This is a genomic window from Devosia sp. (assembly GCF_028290625.1).
In the GTDB taxonomy this organism is placed as follows: Bacteria; Pseudomonadota; Alphaproteobacteria; order Rhizobiales; family Devosiaceae; genus Devosia.
This window is the reverse complement of record NZ_JAQGJM010000010.1, coordinates 1-15,948: the sequence shown is the minus strand read 5'-3', so window position 1 is coordinate 15,948 and position 15,948 is coordinate 1. Positions and strand designations below refer to the sequence as shown.

The 15,948-nt window shown below is 62.4% G+C and carries 19 protein-coding genes and 1 tRNA gene; 10 read left to right on the top strand and 10 right to left on the bottom strand.

The window, feature by feature from the left end; genetic code table 11:
* The first annotated feature begins 174 nt into the window (after window positions 1–174).
* Both JWR51_RS05070 and JWR51_RS05065 read left to right on the top strand, forming a co-directional pair.
* A tRNA-His gene (locus JWR51_RS05070) sits at window positions 175–251 on the top strand.
* A gap of 208 nt (window positions 252–459) precedes the next feature.
* Entirely contained in the window at window positions 460–657 is a 198-nt protein-coding gene (locus JWR51_RS05065; RefSeq protein WP_299744540.1) for a hypothetical protein, read from the top strand.
* Window positions 658–787: 130 nt separating this feature from the next.
* On the opposite strand, the gene JWR51_RS05060 is transcribed toward JWR51_RS05065, so the two are convergent.
* The 3 genes from JWR51_RS05060 to JWR51_RS05050 are packed head-to-tail and all read right to left on the bottom strand — an operon-like array spanning window position 788 to window position 3,835.
* The gene (locus JWR51_RS05060) at window positions 788–1,102 is read right to left on the bottom strand and encodes a hypothetical protein (RefSeq protein ID WP_299744537.1); all 315 of its coding nucleotides are present in this window, start codon (window positions 1,100–1,102) and stop codon (window positions 788–790) included.
* A 57-nt stretch (window positions 1,103–1,159) separates the two neighbouring features.
* Window positions 1,160–3,199, bottom strand: a complete 2,040-nt coding sequence (locus tag JWR51_RS05055) for a pilus assembly protein (protein ID WP_299744535.1) — start codon at window positions 3,197–3,199, stop codon at window positions 1,160–1,162.
* A 15-nt stretch (window positions 3,200–3,214) separates the two neighbouring features.
* Window positions 3,215–3,835 carry a L,D-transpeptidase gene (locus tag JWR51_RS05050; protein ID WP_299744532.1) on the bottom strand — a complete coding sequence of 207 codons (621 nt, stop codon included), beginning with the start codon at window positions 3,833–3,835 and terminating at the stop codon, window positions 3,215–3,217.
* 210 nt (window positions 3,836–4,045) lie between these two features.
* Between JWR51_RS05050 and JWR51_RS05045 the strand changes: the two genes are divergently transcribed.
* The 8 genes from JWR51_RS05045 (at window position 4,046) to JWR51_RS05010 (ending at window position 11,087) form a co-directional block, all read left to right on the top strand.
* Window positions 4,046–4,645, top strand: coding sequence for a DNA-3-methyladenine glycosylase I (locus JWR51_RS05045; RefSeq protein WP_299744675.1), 600 nt, complete (start codon window positions 4,046–4,048; stop codon window positions 4,643–4,645).
* Between the two features lie 439 nt (window positions 4,646–5,084).
* On the top strand, window positions 5,085–5,354 hold the full coding sequence (locus tag JWR51_RS05040) for a hypothetical protein (protein ID WP_299744529.1): 270 nt from the start codon (window positions 5,085–5,087) through the stop codon (window positions 5,352–5,354).
* Between the two features lie 88 nt (window positions 5,355–5,442).
* Complete coding sequence (gene hisS, locus JWR51_RS05035) at window positions 5,443–6,939, top strand: histidine--tRNA ligase (protein WP_299744526.1); 1,497 nt, start codon at window positions 5,443–5,445, stop codon at window positions 6,937–6,939.
* Complete coding sequence (locus tag JWR51_RS05030; RefSeq protein ID WP_299744523.1) at window positions 6,936–8,000, top strand: ATP phosphoribosyltransferase regulatory subunit; 1,065 nt, start codon at window positions 6,936–6,938, stop codon at window positions 7,998–8,000. The genes hisS and JWR51_RS05030 overlap by 4 nt, the downstream gene beginning before the upstream one ends.
* Window positions 8,000–8,707, top strand: coding sequence for an ATP phosphoribosyltransferase (gene hisG / locus JWR51_RS05025; protein ID WP_299744520.1), 708 nt, complete (start codon window positions 8,000–8,002; stop codon window positions 8,705–8,707). The genes JWR51_RS05030 and hisG overlap by 1 nt, the downstream gene beginning before the upstream one ends.
* Window positions 8,708–8,717: 10 nt before the next feature.
* The gene (locus tag JWR51_RS05020) at window positions 8,718–9,047 is read left to right on the top strand and encodes a hypothetical protein (RefSeq protein ID WP_299744517.1); all 330 of its coding nucleotides are present in this window, start codon (window positions 8,718–8,720) and stop codon (window positions 9,045–9,047) included.
* A 76-nt stretch (window positions 9,048–9,123) separates the two neighbouring features.
* Complete coding sequence (locus tag JWR51_RS05015) at window positions 9,124–10,335, top strand: glycosyltransferase family 2 protein (RefSeq protein ID WP_299744514.1); 1,212 nt, start codon at window positions 9,124–9,126, stop codon at window positions 10,333–10,335.
* 2 nt (window positions 10,336–10,337) lie between these two features.
* Entirely contained in the window at window positions 10,338–11,087 is a 750-nt protein-coding gene (locus JWR51_RS05010; RefSeq protein WP_299744510.1) for a TSUP family transporter, read from the top strand.
* Between the two features lie 30 nt (window positions 11,088–11,117).
* Here the strand turns inward: JWR51_RS05010 and JWR51_RS05005 are convergent, their stop codons facing one another.
* The 7 genes from JWR51_RS05005 to JWR51_RS04975 all read right to left on the bottom strand — a co-directional run.
* Window positions 11,118–11,849, bottom strand: a complete 732-nt coding sequence (locus JWR51_RS05005) for an EF-hand domain-containing protein (RefSeq protein WP_299744507.1) — start codon at window positions 11,847–11,849, stop codon at window positions 11,118–11,120.
* Window positions 11,850–11,974: 125 nt separating this feature from the next.
* Entirely contained in the window at window positions 11,975–12,835 is an 861-nt protein-coding gene (locus tag JWR51_RS05000; protein ID WP_299744672.1) for an SEL1-like repeat protein, read from the bottom strand.
* Between the two features lie 112 nt (window positions 12,836–12,947).
* On the bottom strand, window positions 12,948–13,184 hold the full coding sequence (locus tag JWR51_RS04995; RefSeq protein WP_299744504.1) for a BrnA antitoxin family protein: 237 nt from the start codon (window positions 13,182–13,184) through the stop codon (window positions 12,948–12,950).
* 81 nt (window positions 13,185–13,265) lie between these two features.
* On the bottom strand, window positions 13,266–13,667 hold the full coding sequence (locus JWR51_RS04990) for a type II toxin-antitoxin system HicB family antitoxin (RefSeq protein ID WP_299744501.1): 402 nt from the start codon (window positions 13,665–13,667) through the stop codon (window positions 13,266–13,268).
* Between the two features lies 1 nt (window position 13,668).
* Window positions 13,669–13,839: a type II toxin-antitoxin system HicA family toxin gene (locus tag JWR51_RS04985; protein WP_299744669.1), complete on the bottom strand. Its 171-nt coding sequence runs from the start codon at window positions 13,837–13,839 to the stop codon at window positions 13,669–13,671.
* 193 nt (window positions 13,840–14,032) lie between these two features.
* Entirely contained in the window at window positions 14,033–15,676 is a 1,644-nt protein-coding gene (gene groL, locus JWR51_RS04980) for a chaperonin GroEL (RefSeq protein ID WP_299744498.1), read from the bottom strand.
* Window positions 15,677–15,727: 51 nt separating this feature from the next.
* Window positions 15,728–15,948, bottom strand: a 221-nt coding sequence (locus JWR51_RS04975) for a co-chaperone GroES (RefSeq protein ID WP_299744495.1), incomplete at its 5' end; no start/stop codon positions are given.

The following is a 15,948-nucleotide window of genomic DNA, read 5'->3' as shown; positions in this document are numbered from 1 at the left end:
TCCCAGGCAGCCAAACATTGGGATGGTTAAACGCCAAACCTTACCAATCGTCATTGCGACCGCGTTTCGGACCAGCCTGTGGACGCGCTGAAATCGGTGCTTGTCATCTCAGGAAACTCGACCTATGTTCCGGCCGTTTTCGGGGGCTTGTCAAAGCCGCCGCCGAAAAGTCGTGCCGCCTTAGCTCAGTTGGTTAGAGCGCTAGATTGTGGATCTAGAGGTCCTCGGTTCGATCCCGAGAGGTGGTACCATTCCACCCCGTTGAAATTGCTGGCCGTCTTTGTCTTGCTCGGCAGCGCTGTGCGCGATGGGAGGACATGAGTGGACGCCGTCGATGGCCCCCATCTAGCGCAGCCATCCTTGTACAAATTATTACCACGTCACGAGCCGTCTCCTGCCTTCGCATCGCCAAGCCGGGCAACCTCATCCAGCAATTGCGCGCTCTCAAGGACTTAACCCATGCCCGCCAGCTTCCGCCGTCATGACAGCACCGCGCAGAATATTTCGCCCGCCGATCGCCAGGCCTATGCCCGCCTGAAGGCCGAGCTGCTGGCCTCCAATATCGGTCAGGAAGAGGTCGATACGCGCCTCAACCGCTTCTTCTGGCAGTGTTTTGAGGATGACGACGAGGACGAAGGCGAGCCCGAGCAGGAATAAAATGCCCCAGCCTCGTGCGGGAGGCCGGGGCTTGCGATGGTCACGTCCACTGCCAAGGCGAGCGGTCAATGTGACAGAATCCTAAAGGTTCCGTCCGCAGCCGAATTATTTCGCCACTCCCGGACGGTCCCTAGCTGCCCTTGATCAGTTCGGACCGCAGCGGACTGGGCGATGCCGGCTCCACCCGCGCATGACCGCTCCGCTTTCGACGCCGGTCGGTGCTCTTGCAGGTCTTGATGATGGCGCGGACGCTCTTGATGACCCCCACGCCGAGCCCCGGCAGCTTGAGCAGTTCCGGGCCGGTCATCGGGTCTATCTCGCCCAGCGTCTTGAGCCCGGCCGTTTGCAGGCGCTTGCCGGTGCCATCCAGCGTCCGCAGGTCGATGACGGAAATGTCCTGCCATTTCCCGTCGCCGCGCAGCCATGCTCGATATGTATCAGCCATGCCCGATACATACCCGTGGGCAGGCAAGCTGCCTAGCATTTTCGCCACGCATGCGCCCTACTGCGTGATGCGCAGATAAGCCAGATTCTTGCCGATATCGGCGAATACGTCCGACAGTCCTTCGCCGGTCGTGGCCTCATAGGCCATCGATGGCTCGGTGGCGCAGTTCGCCATGAGATCGCGCGCGCTCTGCGAGTCCACCACATCGAAGCCAACCGTGTAGACCCGGATATTCTTCGCCTTCATCGCTTTGCACAGCTCTTCGGTCTGGTGATACGAGCTGCCGTTAGGGGCGTCGCAGTTAATCTGGTTATTGGTGTCGCCGCTGCCGCTGGTGGACGACTGGCTGATCACGCCATTGCAGTACGAGCTGTTGAATTCGCCGTCGGTCATCAACACCACGGCCTTAAGCACGTTTGGGGTGGCCGCCGCTGCCGGTTGGCTCGCGGGGGGCCAGGGGCCGTTGAAGTTCGGCGATACCATGTACCATGCCCAGGCGACACCAGTGTGCCCGGCAGTGGAGCCGCCTGCAACCAGGGCTTCGGCAGTAGCGTGCAGCGTGGTTTTCACGCTCGTTAGCGGCACCACGGTGTTGGTCAGGCAGGGATTGGGGGCGGTCGGGTAATTGCGGCCCAGCGGCGTCGTCGCGGCTGACGCGTCGGTAAAGGCGTTGGTGGTGCGCTCCGTCACGCAGGTGCTGATCTGCTGGCGGCGCCAGCTGCTACTGTTGCTGTTGTGGTTTTGGTACAGGTAATATTCGCAACCGGCCGTCACGCAGGCGACGGTACCGCCCGACGAATAGGTGCCAAAATCCTTCGTTGCGCGCGACGTACCAGGCAGAACGAACGTGTTTGGTGCCACTGCCCCGATCTTCCAGACCAGAAATCGATAATCGCCTTCGCCGTTCGTATTGTTGTTGACCCAGTTGTAGCTGGCGTTATCGAAAGCAGGATTGTTGTCGAAGCGTATGTAATCCGAGGGCCAACTTGGCGCGCTGTATGTCTTCATGGAACTCGAATTGGTTCCGACGACGCCGGAGATGTAGGCATTCGCGCCGGCCGCCAAACCATGGCCCGCCGATGTCACCACCAGTTCGCACGCCGCCACCAGGCACTTGGTGACCCGGCCGGCATTGCCGCTATAGCTACCGTAAGAAGTCCCGTTGATACCCTGCAACTGAAACTTGTTCGTCGTCGCGCCGGCCACCGTATATATTTGGTTATTGAGCTGTGCCATGCCTGTGGCGCTGTTGATGAAGACCCTGTCGCCATCTATGAACCCGTGGCTGTTAGCCGTGATCACCACCGGATTGGCCGTGGTGGCCCCCGTTATAGTTTTTGCCGTGCTCGCTGCCCAGGTGACATTGGTGATTGCCGTGGGTGCAGTAACGGCGCCGCGAATGCTTGGGGCATAGGTGCTGCCCACATTCACCGCCATCGAATAGGGCACGATTGCCATCTTCGAGTAGGTCGGCGTTTGGGCGTCCTTCACCACGATGTCGATCAATTCTCCCAACGCAATCTTGAGGGCGGCCACCTTGCTTTGCTGCGCACTGCCATCAGAAACCGGGATCATTTGGGCCATCGACCCGGTTATATCGACGGCCACCGCGACTTCGATATTCATCGAGCCTCGGGTCGCCTCCGAAGCGACATTGGCCTCCATCTGGTTCACCCCCACCAGCGTGACGAACATCGTCGGCACTGTCAGATGGGCCGACAGGTAGAGTGAGCCAGTAGTCAGGTTGATGACGGGTGCATTCAGCGTCGCCGTGATTCGAGCGTCGCCAATCTGGGTAGTGACCAGCGCCTGCGCCTTGCTCTGGATCGCTGCCGCATTCAGCGGTGTCAGGAAAATGTCTTTCTGCAGCGCCAGTGTGGCCGCATCGAGCGCCACCTGGGCACGATTGCGCGCCTGTTCCACACTGACAAAATCGACCACCGCGCCGCTCAGCGCGATCAGCACCACCGCCAGGAGCGCAAAGATAATGCCGAACACGCCGCGTTCATCGCCGCGGAATTGCTTGAGCAGGTTGAGGAGGCGACCCATGACGCTGGCATCCAAAGGCATTTGGCCCCGGACCAGGGCGGTCTTCAATGTGCTGGAAAATCCTTAGGAAAGCACAACCACCTTTGTGTAAAGTTTGACCCGATCGTAAAGATCGATCACATCCGCGTTAGTCATGCGGATACAGCCCGACGACACGTCCTGGCCGATGCTCCACGGCTCCGTTGTGCCGTGGATGCGATAGAGGGTCGAACCAATATACATGGCCCGCGCGCCCAGCGGATTATCGACGCCGCCCGCCATATGGCGCGGCAACTCCGGCCGGCGCTGCAGCATTTCGGCCGGCGGCGTCCAGTCGGGCCATTCGCGTTTATTGGTGATCTGGTGCGTGCCGCGCCATTCGAAGCCCGATTTGGCGACCCCGATGCCATAGCGCAGGGCCCGTCCGCCCCCCAGCACGAAATAGAGGAAATGCTCGCGCGTATCGACCACCAGCGTGCCGCTGCGCTCGTTGGTCTGGTAGCGCACCACCTGCCGCAGATAGATCGGGTTGACCTGCGTATTGGCCTGCATCATCAGCGCATGGCGCGGCGCCCCGTTGCCGATGGTGATGCCCGGCGGTGGCGGATAGAGCCATGCCCGCTGCTCGGCAAAACCCGGCGCAACCAGTGGCGCCGACAGCAGCAATACCAGCAGGCTCTTGGCGGCGACACGCAGCAGCGACATGGCATTTCATCCCATTCGACGATTGCCCCAATGTCGCCCAAATTGGCCAATTTGCCGTGAAGCCGCATGGTTAAGGGTGTGCGGATCGGCTTGGTTAGCGAAGCGTCAACGCCGTTGCTGCCATGGACTGTCAGCAGGCCCACGGTCTAACATCGCGTGTACAATACGCCGGAGCCTGCCTTGATCGAATCCCCAGAACTCGACCCGACGCTGCCGCGCTGCCCCTGGGGCGCCGGCGACGATCTGCTCTATCGCCGCTACCACGACCGCGAATGGGGCCGCCCGGTCACGTCGGACGAGCGCCTGTTCGAAAAGATCTGCCTCGAAGGGTTTCAGTCCGGCCTCGCCTGGATCACCATCCTGCGCAAGCGCGACCGCTTCCGCGAGGTGTTCCACGGCTTCAACATCGCCAAGGTCGCCGCCATGACCGAGGTCGATATCGAAGTCCTGCTGCAGGATGCCGGCATCATCCGCCATCGCGGCAAGATAGCCGCCACCATCAACAACGCCAAGCGCGCCCTTGAAGTCCAACGGGAATTCGGCTCGCTCGCCGCCTATTTCTGGCGTTTTGAGACTAGGCCCGAGCATCGTCCCACCGAGATGACCCTCGACGCCCTGCGCCTCCTCGCCCAGACAGACGCCTCCCGCGCCCTCTCCAAGGACCTGCGCAAGCGCGGCTTCAACTTCGTCGGCCCCACCACGTGCTACGCCTTCATGCAAGCCATGGGCCTGGTCAACGACCACCTCGAAACCTGCTTTTGTCGCAGCGAAGTCGAAGCCGAACGCAACGCCCTGAAACGCCCGACATAGGCCGCCTCCACCGGGTCATTCCCGCGCAGGCGGGAACCTCCGTTTCACTATGGTGCGACCCAAGGGGAGGGTCCCGCCTGATCAACCGGCCCCCTAACCCCTGTGCCTTTCCCGCAACACAACACCCCCGCCTGCGTCACCCCGCCACACCCGCTCTTGCCAACTCACGCCACCGTGAGCTACCAGCACATTGTCCACAAACGCCAACCTGAGGGAGGCACCGCATGAAATCCATGTTTATTCTCCGCCAGGGGCCAAACCATCTGCATTGCACCCGAGGTTAATCCTCGCTGCCAATGCCACCGGTCGTTCCGACCTGTGGACACCCCAACGTCCAAAACCGTGATGCGTTGAAACCGGGTCTTTTCGACTCCGATTCCCGCCCATCCACCCACACTCAACAGAGGCCGGCCCGCGTTCATTCGCGTCCGGAAATCCCATGACCTATGATGCGCTCGATCCGCACAGCGTTACGCTGCGCCTTGAATTCTCCATCGCTGATGCCGTTGTGCAGCGCGGGCTCGTGCCCGTTCTGATCGAGGCATTCCGCGCTTGGTGGAAACGCCCCCGTCTCCCGCCGAACCTGCCCGCCTATCTGCGGGTCGATGTCGGCCTGCCGGCGGAAGACAACGTCGTCTATTGGATGGATATCCCCATCCATCCCCACAGCGTCGTCACTCCGGACCCGCTCCGCAGGCCCGGTATGTGAGGGCAGGGGGCCGGTGCACTGCATCGGCCCCTGTTGTCACCCCATCCCCGATCCGCTACGAACACGCCGACCGAGCAGGACTCCTGATATGACCGAGAAAACCAAGCTGATCACGCCGCGCCTGCCGCGCGGATTCGAGGATCGCACCCCCGGCGAAATCGCCGCTGTCGGCGCGATGATCGACAAGATCAAGGGCGTCTACGAACGCTATGGCTTCGATCCGGTCGAAACCCCACTCTTCGAATATACCGAAACCCTCGGCAAATTCCTGCCCGATACCGACCGCCCCAATGCCGGCGTCTTCTCCTTGCAGGACGATGACGAACAGTGGATGAGCCTGCGCTACGATCTCACGGCGCCGCTCGCCCGCCACTTCGCCGAGAATTTCGAGACCCTGCCAAAACCCTACCGCTCATATCGCCAGGGCTACGTCTTCCGCAACGAGCGCCCGGGCCCGGGCCGCTTCCGCCAATTCATGCAGTTCGATGCCGATACTGTCGGCGCCGGCGGCCCCGAAGCCGATGCCGAAATGGCCATGATGATGGCCGACGTCATGGACGAACTCGGCCTCGGCGGCAAATACGTCGTGCGCGTCAACAACCGCAAAGTCCTCGACGGCGTCCTTGCCACGGCCGGCGTCGCCACCGACGAGCAAAAGCTCATCGTCCTCCGCGCCATCGATAAGCTCGACAAGTTCGGCACTGCTGGCGTCAAGCTCCTCCTCGGCGCCGGCCGCAAGGACGATAGCGGCGACTTCACCAAGGGCGCCGGCCTCAACGCCAATCAGATCGACACTATCGTCGCCTATATCGAAAGCGGTGCACCCGCTGAAGGCGTCGAAAAGGGCAGCAATACCCACGTCATCGCCGTCATCAACACCCTGGCCGGCCTCGTCGGCGGCTCCGAAACCGGCCTGGCCGGCGTGCAGGAACTGGCCAGCATTTTCGGCCTTGTCAGCGCCGCCGGCTTCGGCGGCCGCGTCATCCTCGATCCCTCCGTCGTCCGTGGCCTTGAATATTACACCGGCCCGGTCTTTGAGATCGAACTGACCTTCCAGGTCACCAACGAAAAAGGCCAGCCGGTCGTGTTCGGCTCCGTCGGCGGCGGTGGCCGTTACGATGGCCTCGTCTCCCGCTTCCGCCGCGAGCCCGTCCCCGCCACCGGCTTCTCCATCGGCGTCTCGCGCCTGTTCAATGCGCTCAAGCTGACCGGCAACGTTACCACCGCCGAGCCAACCGGCCCCGTCGTCGTCCTCGTCATGGATAAGGACCAACTGGCCGGCTACCAGGCCATGGCCTCGGAACTCCGCAAGGCCGGCATCCGCGCCGAAATGTTCCTCGGTAACTCCAAGAATTTCGGCAAGCAGGTCGCCTATGCCGACAAGCGCAACGCCCCTGCCGTCATCATCGAAGGCTCCCAGGAGCGCGAACAGGGCATCGTGCAGATCAAAGACCTCGTCGCCGGCAAACAAGCCGCCGCCGCCATCACCGACAACGCCGAATGGAAAGCCGCAAGGCCGGGTCAGTTCGAGGTGAAGCGCGAGGATTTGGTGTCCGCGATCCAGAAGCTGTTGGCCGAGCAATGACCGCCGCTGCCGCCCTGCGCCGCACGGCGCTCGAAGACCTTGTCGAAGCCCAGGGCGCCACCCGCGCCACGCCGCCTCTATTGCTCCCGGCCGATCCATACTTCGACCTCGCCGGCGAGGAATTCGGCCGCCGCCTGCTGCTAACCACAGCGGCGACCGGCGCGGAATACTGCCTGCGCCCCGATTTCACCCTGCCTATCGTCGCCGACTACATCGCCAACGGCGTCGGCGAACCCGCCGCCTTCTCCTATCTCGGCCCCATCTTCCGCCAGCGCGAAACTGGTCCCGCCGAGTTCGACCAGGCCGGCATCGAACTGCTCGCCCAGCCCGATGGCGATGTCGCGCTCGATCAGGTGTTGACCTTCGCCCGCGCCGCGCTCGACCTCTTCGGCGTCAGCCCCAGCATTCACCTCGGCGGCGTCGGCCTCTTCGAGTCCCTCCTCGCGCAAGCCGATATGCCCGCCCCCTGGCGTCCGCGCATCCGTCACCGCTTCGGCCACACCGAAGCGCTCGATCGCCTGCTGACCCGCCTCGAATCCGCGCCCGAATTGCCGCGCGCCGAGCAGCCCTCTCGCGATGCCATGGTCGAAGACATCACCGAACAGATGGTCGCCGCCGGCCTCAGCCTCTCCGATGGCCGCACCCCCGCCGAAATCGCCGACCGTTACCTCGAACAGCAAGCCCTCGACGCCGCGCAAATCCCCCCCGCGACGCTCAAGCTGCTGCGCGATTACCTCGCCATTTCCGGCCCCGCTTTGCAGTCCTTGACCCGTATCGAGTCCCTGGCCCGCGCCGCCCGCATTGATCTGGCCCCAGCCCTCAAATCCATCCGCCACCACCTCGATAACCTCGGCGAAGCCAGCGTCACCTTTGACGCCAGCTTCTCGCCGCGGCTCGATTATTACACCGGCATCGTCTTTGAAATGACCGGCCCGCGCTGCGAAGTCCTCGCCTCCGGCGGCCAGTATGATCGCCTGCTCGAACGCCTCGGCGCCGTAGCCCCCATCGCCGCCTCAGGCTGCTCCGTCTGGGTCGATCGCCTCGAAGCGGAGGCCGCATAATGGCCGGTATCACGCTCGCCGTCCCCAGCAAGGGGCGCCTCGAAGAACTCACCCGCGAGTGGTTCGCCGATAACGGCCTAACCATCACCCGCCCCGGCGGCGCCCGCTCCTATCTGGGCGCCATCGAGGGCCTGCCCGATGTCACCGTGCGCTTCTTCCCCGCGTCCGAAATCGCCCGCGAACTCATCCGCGGCACCATCGATTTCGGCGTCACCGGCCGTGACCTGATCCACGAAACCTCCGAGTCTGGCCCCGCCTCGGTCGCCTTCGCCAAGCCCCTCGGCTTCGGCGCTGCCGACGTTGTCGTCGCCGTGCCCGATGCCTGGATCGACGTCACCCACATGCACGACCTGGCCGACGTCGCCTCCGATTTCCGCTCGCGCCACGGTCGCTGGCTGCGCATCGCCACGAAATACATCACCATCACCCGCCAGCATTTCGCCAAGGCCGGCATCGCCGAATACCGGATCGTGGAAAGCCTCGGCGCCACCGAAGCCGCCCCGGCCTCGGGCGTGGCCGATATCATCGTCGACATCACCACCACCGGCTCTACGTTGACCGCCAATGCCCTGCGCGTCCTCGAAGACGGCACGCTGCTGCAGAGCGAAGCGTGCCTGCTGGTCTCGCGCACCGCCGGCTGGACCCCCGAGCGCCGCGCGCTGCTCGATGCCGTCCTCTCCCGCCTCGACGCGGCGATCGATTTCTGATCGCCACCTGATGGGAGATCTTTGGGACCTCTGGTTTCTGCTGATCCCCGCCGCCCTCGTGGCTTTCGTCGTTTTTGTCATCCTCAATTCGATCTTCAACATCAAGACGCCCACCGACGGCCGGCCGATCCATCGGGCTCCGGCGGGCTCCAGTGACAGCACCGACAGCGGCTTTTGGTCCTCCAATACCGACACTAGCAATCATCCCGGCAACGACAGCAGCCCTCATTCGAGCTCCAGCGACAACAGTCACAGCTCTGGCGATAGCGGCCACTCATCCGGCAGCGACAGTGGCTCCTCAGGCGGCGGAGATGGCGGTGGTGGCGGCGGCGGCGACTGATCGCCATCGGCCATTGCCACCCACACCGATTCACGGCACAAGCCCTTCCCAGCGCACAAAACCGGGGAGGGCGCCCATGAGCGACGCGCTCGAACTGACTATTCTGATGCCGTGCCTCAACGAGGCCGAAACCCTGGCCACGTGCATCGCCAAGGCACAGTCCTTCCTGACGCGCACCGGCATTGCGGGCGAAATCGTCATCGCCGATAACGGCTCCACCGACGGCTCCCAGGTCATCGCCGCCGCCAATGGTGCGCGCCTCGTCGCCGTTCCCGAAAAAGGCTATGGCGCGGCCCTCGCGGGCGGCATCGAGGCCGCCAAAGGCCCCTTCGTCATCATGGCCGATGCCGATGACAGCTACGATTTCGCTAATCTGGACCTGTTCGTCGCTGCGTTGCGCGACGGGGCCGATCTGGTCATGGGCAACCGCTTCGCCGGCGGCGTCGGCGCCAATGCGATGCCCTGGCATCACCGCTATATCGGCAACCCGGTGCTGTCCTTCCTGGGCCGGCTGTTCTTCCATACCCCGGTACGCGATTTCCATTGCGGCCTGCGCGGCTTTTCCCGCGATGCTATAATGCGGCTCAACCTGCGCACCATCGGCATGGAATTCGCCTCCGAGATGGTGGTTAAATCCACGCTGTCCAATCTCGACGTGCGCGAAGTTCCCACCACGCTCAAGAAAGATGGCCGCTCGCGACCGCCCCATTTGCGCTCGTTCCGCGATGGCTGGCGCCATCTGCGCTTCCTGCTGCTATTCTCGCCGCGCTGGCTGTTCCTGTATCCCGGCATCATGCTGCTGGTGGTGGGGCTACTGGGCGGCGCCGCGCTCATCCGCGGTCCTGTCCGCTTCGGCAGTGTCGTGTTCGACCTGCATACCTTCCTCGTCGCGGCGCTCTGCGTCATTGTCGGCGTGCAGTCCATCGCCTTTGCGATCATCGGCCGCCGCTTTGCCTCGCGTTATGGCTTCATCCCCCGCTCCGGCAATTACAACCGCATCCTCGAATCGCTGACCCTCGAGCGCATCTTGCTCGTCGCCGTGGTGCTGATGCTGTTCGGGTTCGCGGCGCTGATCTGGGGCGTCGGCAAATGGGCCGATCGCGGCTTCGGCGAGCTCAACCCCGCCACCACCATGCGCGCCCTCATTCTGGCGCTGACGGCGCTGGTCACCGGCTTCCAGTTGATGATGAGCGGCTTCATGTCCTCGATGATCAACATCCCGCTCTATGAGCGTCGCGTCACCGATACGCCCCCGCCGGACGATCCAATGCAGCGCCGCCGGACCTGACCATGCTCGATCCCCTTATTCTTCTGTCGCTCACGGGCGTCGGCCTGCTCGCCGGCTTCGTTGATGCCGTCGCCGGCGGTGGCGGCCTGATAGGCATTCCGGCCCTGCTGTTCGCCGGCCTACCGCCCGTTGCGGCGCTCGCGACCAATAAAGTGCAGGGCGCCTGCGGCACCGCCATGGCCGTCGTCACCTATTGGCGCCGCGGCTTTGTTGATATCCGCGCTTTGGCGCTCTCCGCCCTGTTCACCCTCTGCGGCAGCGTCATCGGCGCACTGGTGGTCAAGCGGCTCGATGTGTCGATCCTCATCACGCTGGTGCCGATCGCCCTGATTGCCATCGCGCTCTATTTCCTGTTCGCGCCGAACCTGTCCGATACCGATAAGCACGCCCGGCTGCCATTCGCGCGCTTCGTGCCATTGATGGGCTTCTGCCTGGGTTTCTACGACGGCATTTTCGGCCCAGGCACTGGCTCGTTCATGACCATCGGCTTCGTCACCCTGTTCGGCCTTGGCCTCACGCGCGCCACCGGCCATACCAAGCTCTTGAACCTGACATCCAATATCGCGGCGCTTCTGGTGTTCATCCCGTCCGGCGATGTGCTGTGGCCCGCTGCCATCGCCATGGCAATCGGCCAGCTCGCCGGCGGCTATATTGGCGCCCGCACCGGCATTCGTTACGGCGCCAAGCTGATCCGGCCCCTCGTGGTCGTGGTCTCCATCGCCCTGGCGCTGAAGCTGCTGTTCTTCCCATAAAAAAGCGGCGGGTCGCCCCGCCGCTCAATCTTACGCTGCGCTGTCGAAGATCGCCTTCAACTGGTTCAGTAGGTCGGTGCCCTTGCCAGTGCTCGAATAGGCATTCTGCGCCAGGCTCATCAGGTCGAACGGCTTGTCTTCGTCATCGTCTTCGCCGTCATCGCTGAGCGCCTGTGCCAGCGACATACCATTGGGTATCCCGCCCGTAGCATCATCCGTATTCCCGCCGCCGCTGGCGATATCCATCACCGCCGACTTCACCGAATCCAGAAAGTCCGAGCTTTCGGTCTTGCTGATCGCGCCGTCCCCGTCGGCGTCGATCATGGCGAACAGCTTCTGCAATCCATCGCTGCCGATGGCCTTGGCGCCTGCGTCATCGCCCAGTTCGGCCAGGCTCACCGAGCCATTGCCATCCGTGTCGGTCTGGTCGAACAGCGTGTTGTTGTCGATCGGTTGCTGGCCACCGGCCATCATCTGCGTCATGAACTGCATCGATTGCCGCTGGGCGGCCATCTTGGTGTCGAAACTGTCTTTTTCCGTGCTGGTGACGGAGCCGTCACCATCCTGGTCCATCGCCTTGAACAGCGCTTCTGCGCGTTTGCTGGCTTTGGCATCCGTTGCGCCCCCGGGCGCGCCGGCGATAAGTTCGTCCAGCGTTACCTTGCCGTCCGCATTCTGGTCTAGCGTGTTGAACGACGGTGGCTTCATCGCTGGGCGCATCATCTGCGCGGCGTTCGACCCTCCGATAGTGCTTGTCGACATCGTGCTCTCTATTGACCCGCGCGGGAGTTCCGCGCCCGAGCAGCAAGAACCGACATGGTTAACCGCCCGTTAACGCCGGGCCGTGGACAGCCGGAACGCCAGATTTAATCATTTGGTAATGTTGGCTACAGCGCCGAGCCGAACGCCTTGTCCAGTGCTGCTGTTGTGGACGTGCCAAAATCCCCGTCGATCGCGCCGCTGTAAAAGCCATCGCGCTTGAGCAATTGCTGCACTTCGCGCCGATAGCCCGGCGTAGTGTCGGCATTCTCGATGGCCTTGAATTCGTCCAGCGCTACCTGCACGCCATGCGTCAGCGCCATGTAGGCCAGTTGCGCCGATTGCAGCTCATCCTTGCCAACGCCGTCGCCATAAAGGTAGCGCAGCGACAGCGCCCAATAGGCGTTGGGCTCCTCGGCATCCACCGCCTTCTGATACCAGGCGACCGCCTCCTTGTGGTTCTCAGTCACGCCTTCGCCGGCCAGATACATGTCGCCCAGCACATACATCGAATAGCCGTAGCCGCCGTCCGCGGCCTTCTGATACCAGCGCAACGCCTCGCGATAATCCTGCGCCACGCTGTCGCCGGCCTGGTACATATTGGCGACATTGTTCATCGCCGCCGCCAGCCCCAGATCTGACGCCTGCTTATAGGCGGCAAAGGCCTTGTCGAAATCCTGCGTGACGAATTCGCCCCGATCGTACATTAGCCCGACGCGGTTGATCGAATAGGCATCATTGGCCTCGGCGGCGAGGCTGTACATCTTGAAGGCGTATTCGTAGTCGGGCGTCTTGCCCTCATCCACGAAATAGGCGGCATCCGCCTGAGTGATGATCTCTTCCAGATCGTCCGGATCGCTGGGATCAAGATCACTGACGGGAGCCGTCGTGCTCTGCTGTGTCGGCGGCGGACCCTTGGTCTTGGTTTTCTGCGCCCAGGCGCTATCGGCTCCGCCCGCGCTCAGCGCCAGCACGGCCGCAACGACCATCAATCCCCGGATCCACATCGTCCCATCCCCCAATGCCAGCGTACAGGGCAAAATGAAACGCCGGCGCGTCACTGTCAAATAGCCGGATGGTCTAGATGAAGCTTGATCGTCCCTACGCCTCCAACCCTGCCGCCGCCCGCAATGCCGCGTTGATCCGCTCCTGCCAGCCCGGCCCGTCCTCCTGGAAATGCTCCAGTACGTCCCGGTCTAGCCGCAGCGACACCATCTCCTTGCCGGCGGGTGGCGTCGCTGGCTTGGGCGCAGCTTCGGGCTTGGCGGTAACTGCCTTGAAAACCGCCTCCGCGCGATCGATTGCACTGGTTGGTCGGCGCGTCGTCGGTGTTTTCATGATGAGGTCACGCAATGGGGAAGGGCAGGGGTGATTGTCTATGATTCCGGGCGCCACCGGCGGATTTGCGGCACTCAGAATTCAGTCGATGAGTTCCCTTCTCGCTGCCGAAGCGATAAACGCGGACCGTGTCTGGCCTCTGGAGCGCGCTTCATCATCAATGGCTTTGAGCAGGCCTAGATCGAGCGAAACATTGATGCGGGTGGTCGAGCCGAGGTCGCGGACGAGAGGGACCAGAGCCAAGCTTGCGCCCTCAAGGTCTTCCGCGAATTCGGCGTTGTTGATGACTTCCTCAAGCGAATGAGGCTCTGGAATGATATCGCCATCCGATTCCATACCGCGGACATGAAAGCTCAGGGCCTTGGTGCCACTGGCAATCACATCATCCATCGTGTCGCCAGCCGAGATACAGCCAGGAAAGTCTGGAAAACTGATCCCATAGGCGCTGTCCGGGTCTTTATGGACGAATGCTACGTAACGCATGTTACCTCTTCAGCCAGCCTGCTTGCCGATAAATCGACCGGACCGTTCCAATAGGAATGTCCCTATTCGGATGCGTAACCGTTACCCTGCCGGGCCGCTCGGCATGTTTGAATTGATGGTGGTCACCATCGACATCCACGCGATACCAGCCGTCGTGCGTGAGAAGTCCGATTAGCTTTCGGCTGTTTCGCTCGAAGTGCACGTTTATCTCCCGTGTAACATAATACACACGGATGGATCGTGCAAGGCAATGGTTGGCATCAAAAATGCGGCAATAAAAAAGGCGCGGTGTTTCCACCGCGCCTTCTGCAAAGTCCGTGACTGGGAAGTTACGAGACCTTGTAGCTCTTTGAGGGAAGCGTGGACTAGAAGTCCATGCCACCCATGCCGCCCATGCCGCCGCCACCGCCGCCCATCTGGGGCGCAGCGTCCTTCGGCAGTTCAGCAATCATGGCTTCCGTGGTGATCAGCAGCGATGCCACCGAAGCGGCGTCCTGCAGGGCGGTGCGAACCACCTTCACGGGATCGACGATACCCATCTGGATCATGTCGCCATATTCGCCGGTTGCGGCATTGTAGCCGAACGTCAGCGATGCGTTTTCCAGGATCTTGCCGACAACCACGGAGCCTTCGTCGCCCGCATTGTTGGAGATCTGGCGCACTGGCTCCTGCAGGGCACGGCGAACGATGTTGATGCCGGCCTGCTGGTCGGAGTTTGCACCCTTGGCCTTGAGGTCGGACGAAGCGCGGAGGAGGGCAGTGCCGCCGCCGGGGACGATGCCTTCTTCAACGGCAGCGCGGGTAGCATTGAGCGCGTCGTCGACGCGGTCCTTGCGTTCCTTGACTTCAACTTCGGTCGAACCGCCGACCTTGATCACCGCAACGCCACCGGCGAGCTTTGCCAGGCGTTCCTGCAGCTTTTCCTTGTCGTAGTCCGAAGTGGTTTCTTCGATCTGCGCCTTGATCTGGCCAACGCGGCCCTGGATGTCGTCCTTGGTGCCTGCACCGTCGACGATAGTGGTGTTTTCCTTGGTGATTTCGACCTTCTTGGCAGTGCCAAGCATGTCGAGGGTCACGTTCTCGAGCTTGATGCCGAGGTCTTCGGAAATCACCTGGCCACCGGTCAGGATGGCGATGTCTTCGAGCATTGCCTTGCGGCGATCGCCGAAGCCAGGGGCCTTGACGGCAGCAACCTTGAGGCCGCCACGCAGACGGTTGACGACGAGGGTCGCGAGAGCCTCACCTTCGATGTCTTCGGCAATGATCAGCAGTGGGCGCTGCGACTGAACGACAGCTTCCAGGATCGGCAGGATCGCCTGCAGGTTGGAGAGCTTCTTCTCGTGCAACAGGATCAGGGGCTCTTCGAGCACTGCCGTCATCTTCTCGGCATTGGTCACGAAGTAGGGGCTCAGGTAGCCGCGGTCGAACTGCATGCCTTCAACGACATCGAGTTCAGTTTCAGCGGTCTTGGCTTCTTCGACAGTGATGACACCCTCGTTGCCGACCTTCTGCATCGCTTCGGCGATCATGTCGCCGATCGAGGATTCGCCATTGGCCGAAATGGTGCCGACCTGGGCAACTTCGGACGACGAGGTGATCTTGGTAGCGCGCGACTTCAGGTTGGCGACAACTTCGATCACGGCCAGATCGATACCGCGCTTCAGGTCCATCGGGTTCATGCCGGCAGCGACGGCCTTAACGCCCTCGTTGACGATGGCCTGGGCAAGCACTGTAGCGGTGGTGGTGCCGTCGCCGGCAGTGTCGTTGGTCTTGGAGGCGACCGAACGGAGCAACTGGGCGCCCATGTTCTCGAACTTGTCTTCAAGTTCGATTTCCTTGGCGACGGTGACGCCGTCCTTGGTGATGCGCGGTGCGCCGAACGACTTTTCGATAACGACGTTACGACCCTTTGGGCCGAGGGTCACCTTGACCGCATTGGCAAGGATGTTGACGCCGCGCAGCATCTTGTCGCGGGCGTCGGAGGCGAAATAAACGGTCTTGGCGGCCATGGTCAGCTGCTCTCTCTGTGAATTGACTGGTTAGGACTAGCGACGGGTCGCTCAGGCGGCCTTGGCCTTGGCTTCGCTCTTGTCGAGCACGCCCAGGATGTCGCTTTCCTTCATGATGATCAGGTCGTCGCCTTCGACCTTGACCTCGGTGCCGGACCATTTGCCGAACAGGATGCGGTCGCCGACCTTCACGTCGGGCTCGATACGCTTGCCGCTGTCGTCGCGGGCGCCGGGGCCGACGGCGATGACTTCGCCCTCTTGGGGCTTTTCCT

Excerpts from the sequence above, each read along its gene's own strand:
- JWR51_RS05010 (WP_299744510.1), top strand. The coding sequence starts at position 10,338 with ATGCTCGATCCCCTTATTCTTCTGTCGCTCACGGGCGTCGGCCTGCTC.
- JWR51_RS05000 (WP_299744672.1), bottom strand. The coding sequence starts at position 12,835 with ATGGTCGTTGCGGCCGTGCTGGCGCTGAGCGCGGGCGGAGCCGATAGC.
- JWR51_RS05005 (WP_299744507.1), bottom strand. The coding sequence starts at position 11,849 with ATGTCGACAAGCACTATCGGAGGGTCGAACGCCGCGCAGATGATGCGC.
- JWR51_RS05065 (WP_299744540.1), top strand. The coding sequence starts at position 460 with ATGCCCGCCAGCTTCCGCCGTCATGACAGCACCGCGCAGAATATTTCG.
- JWR51_RS05020 (WP_299744517.1), top strand. The coding sequence starts at position 8,718 with ATGGGAGATCTTTGGGACCTCTGGTTTCTGCTGATCCCCGCCGCCCTC.
- JWR51_RS04990 (WP_299744501.1), bottom strand. The coding sequence starts at position 13,667 with ATGCGTTACGTAGCATTCGTCCATAAAGACCCGGACAGCGCCTATGGG.
- JWR51_RS05060 (WP_299744537.1), bottom strand. The coding sequence starts at position 1,102 with ATGGCTGATACATATCGAGCATGGCTGCGCGGCGACGGGAAATGGCAG.
- JWR51_RS04995 (WP_299744504.1), bottom strand. The coding sequence starts at position 13,184 with ATGAAAACACCGACGACGCGCCGACCAACCAGTGCAATCGATCGCGCG.
- hisG (WP_299744520.1), top strand. The coding sequence starts at position 8,000 with ATGGCCGGTATCACGCTCGCCGTCCCCAGCAAGGGGCGCCTCGAAGAA.
- JWR51_RS05040 (WP_299744529.1), top strand. The coding sequence starts at position 5,085 with ATGACCTATGATGCGCTCGATCCGCACAGCGTTACGCTGCGCCTTGAA.
- JWR51_RS05050 (WP_299744532.1), bottom strand. The coding sequence starts at position 3,835 with ATGTCGCTGCTGCGTGTCGCCGCCAAGAGCCTGCTGGTATTGCTGCTG.
- JWR51_RS05030 (WP_299744523.1), top strand. The coding sequence starts at position 6,936 with ATGACCGCCGCTGCCGCCCTGCGCCGCACGGCGCTCGAAGACCTTGTC.
- JWR51_RS05015 (WP_299744514.1), top strand. The coding sequence starts at position 9,124 with ATGAGCGACGCGCTCGAACTGACTATTCTGATGCCGTGCCTCAACGAG.
- hisS (WP_299744526.1), top strand. The coding sequence starts at position 5,443 with ATGACCGAGAAAACCAAGCTGATCACGCCGCGCCTGCCGCGCGGATTC.
- groL (WP_299744498.1), bottom strand. The coding sequence starts at position 15,676 with ATGGCCGCCAAGACCGTTTATTTCGCCTCCGACGCCCGCGACAAGATG.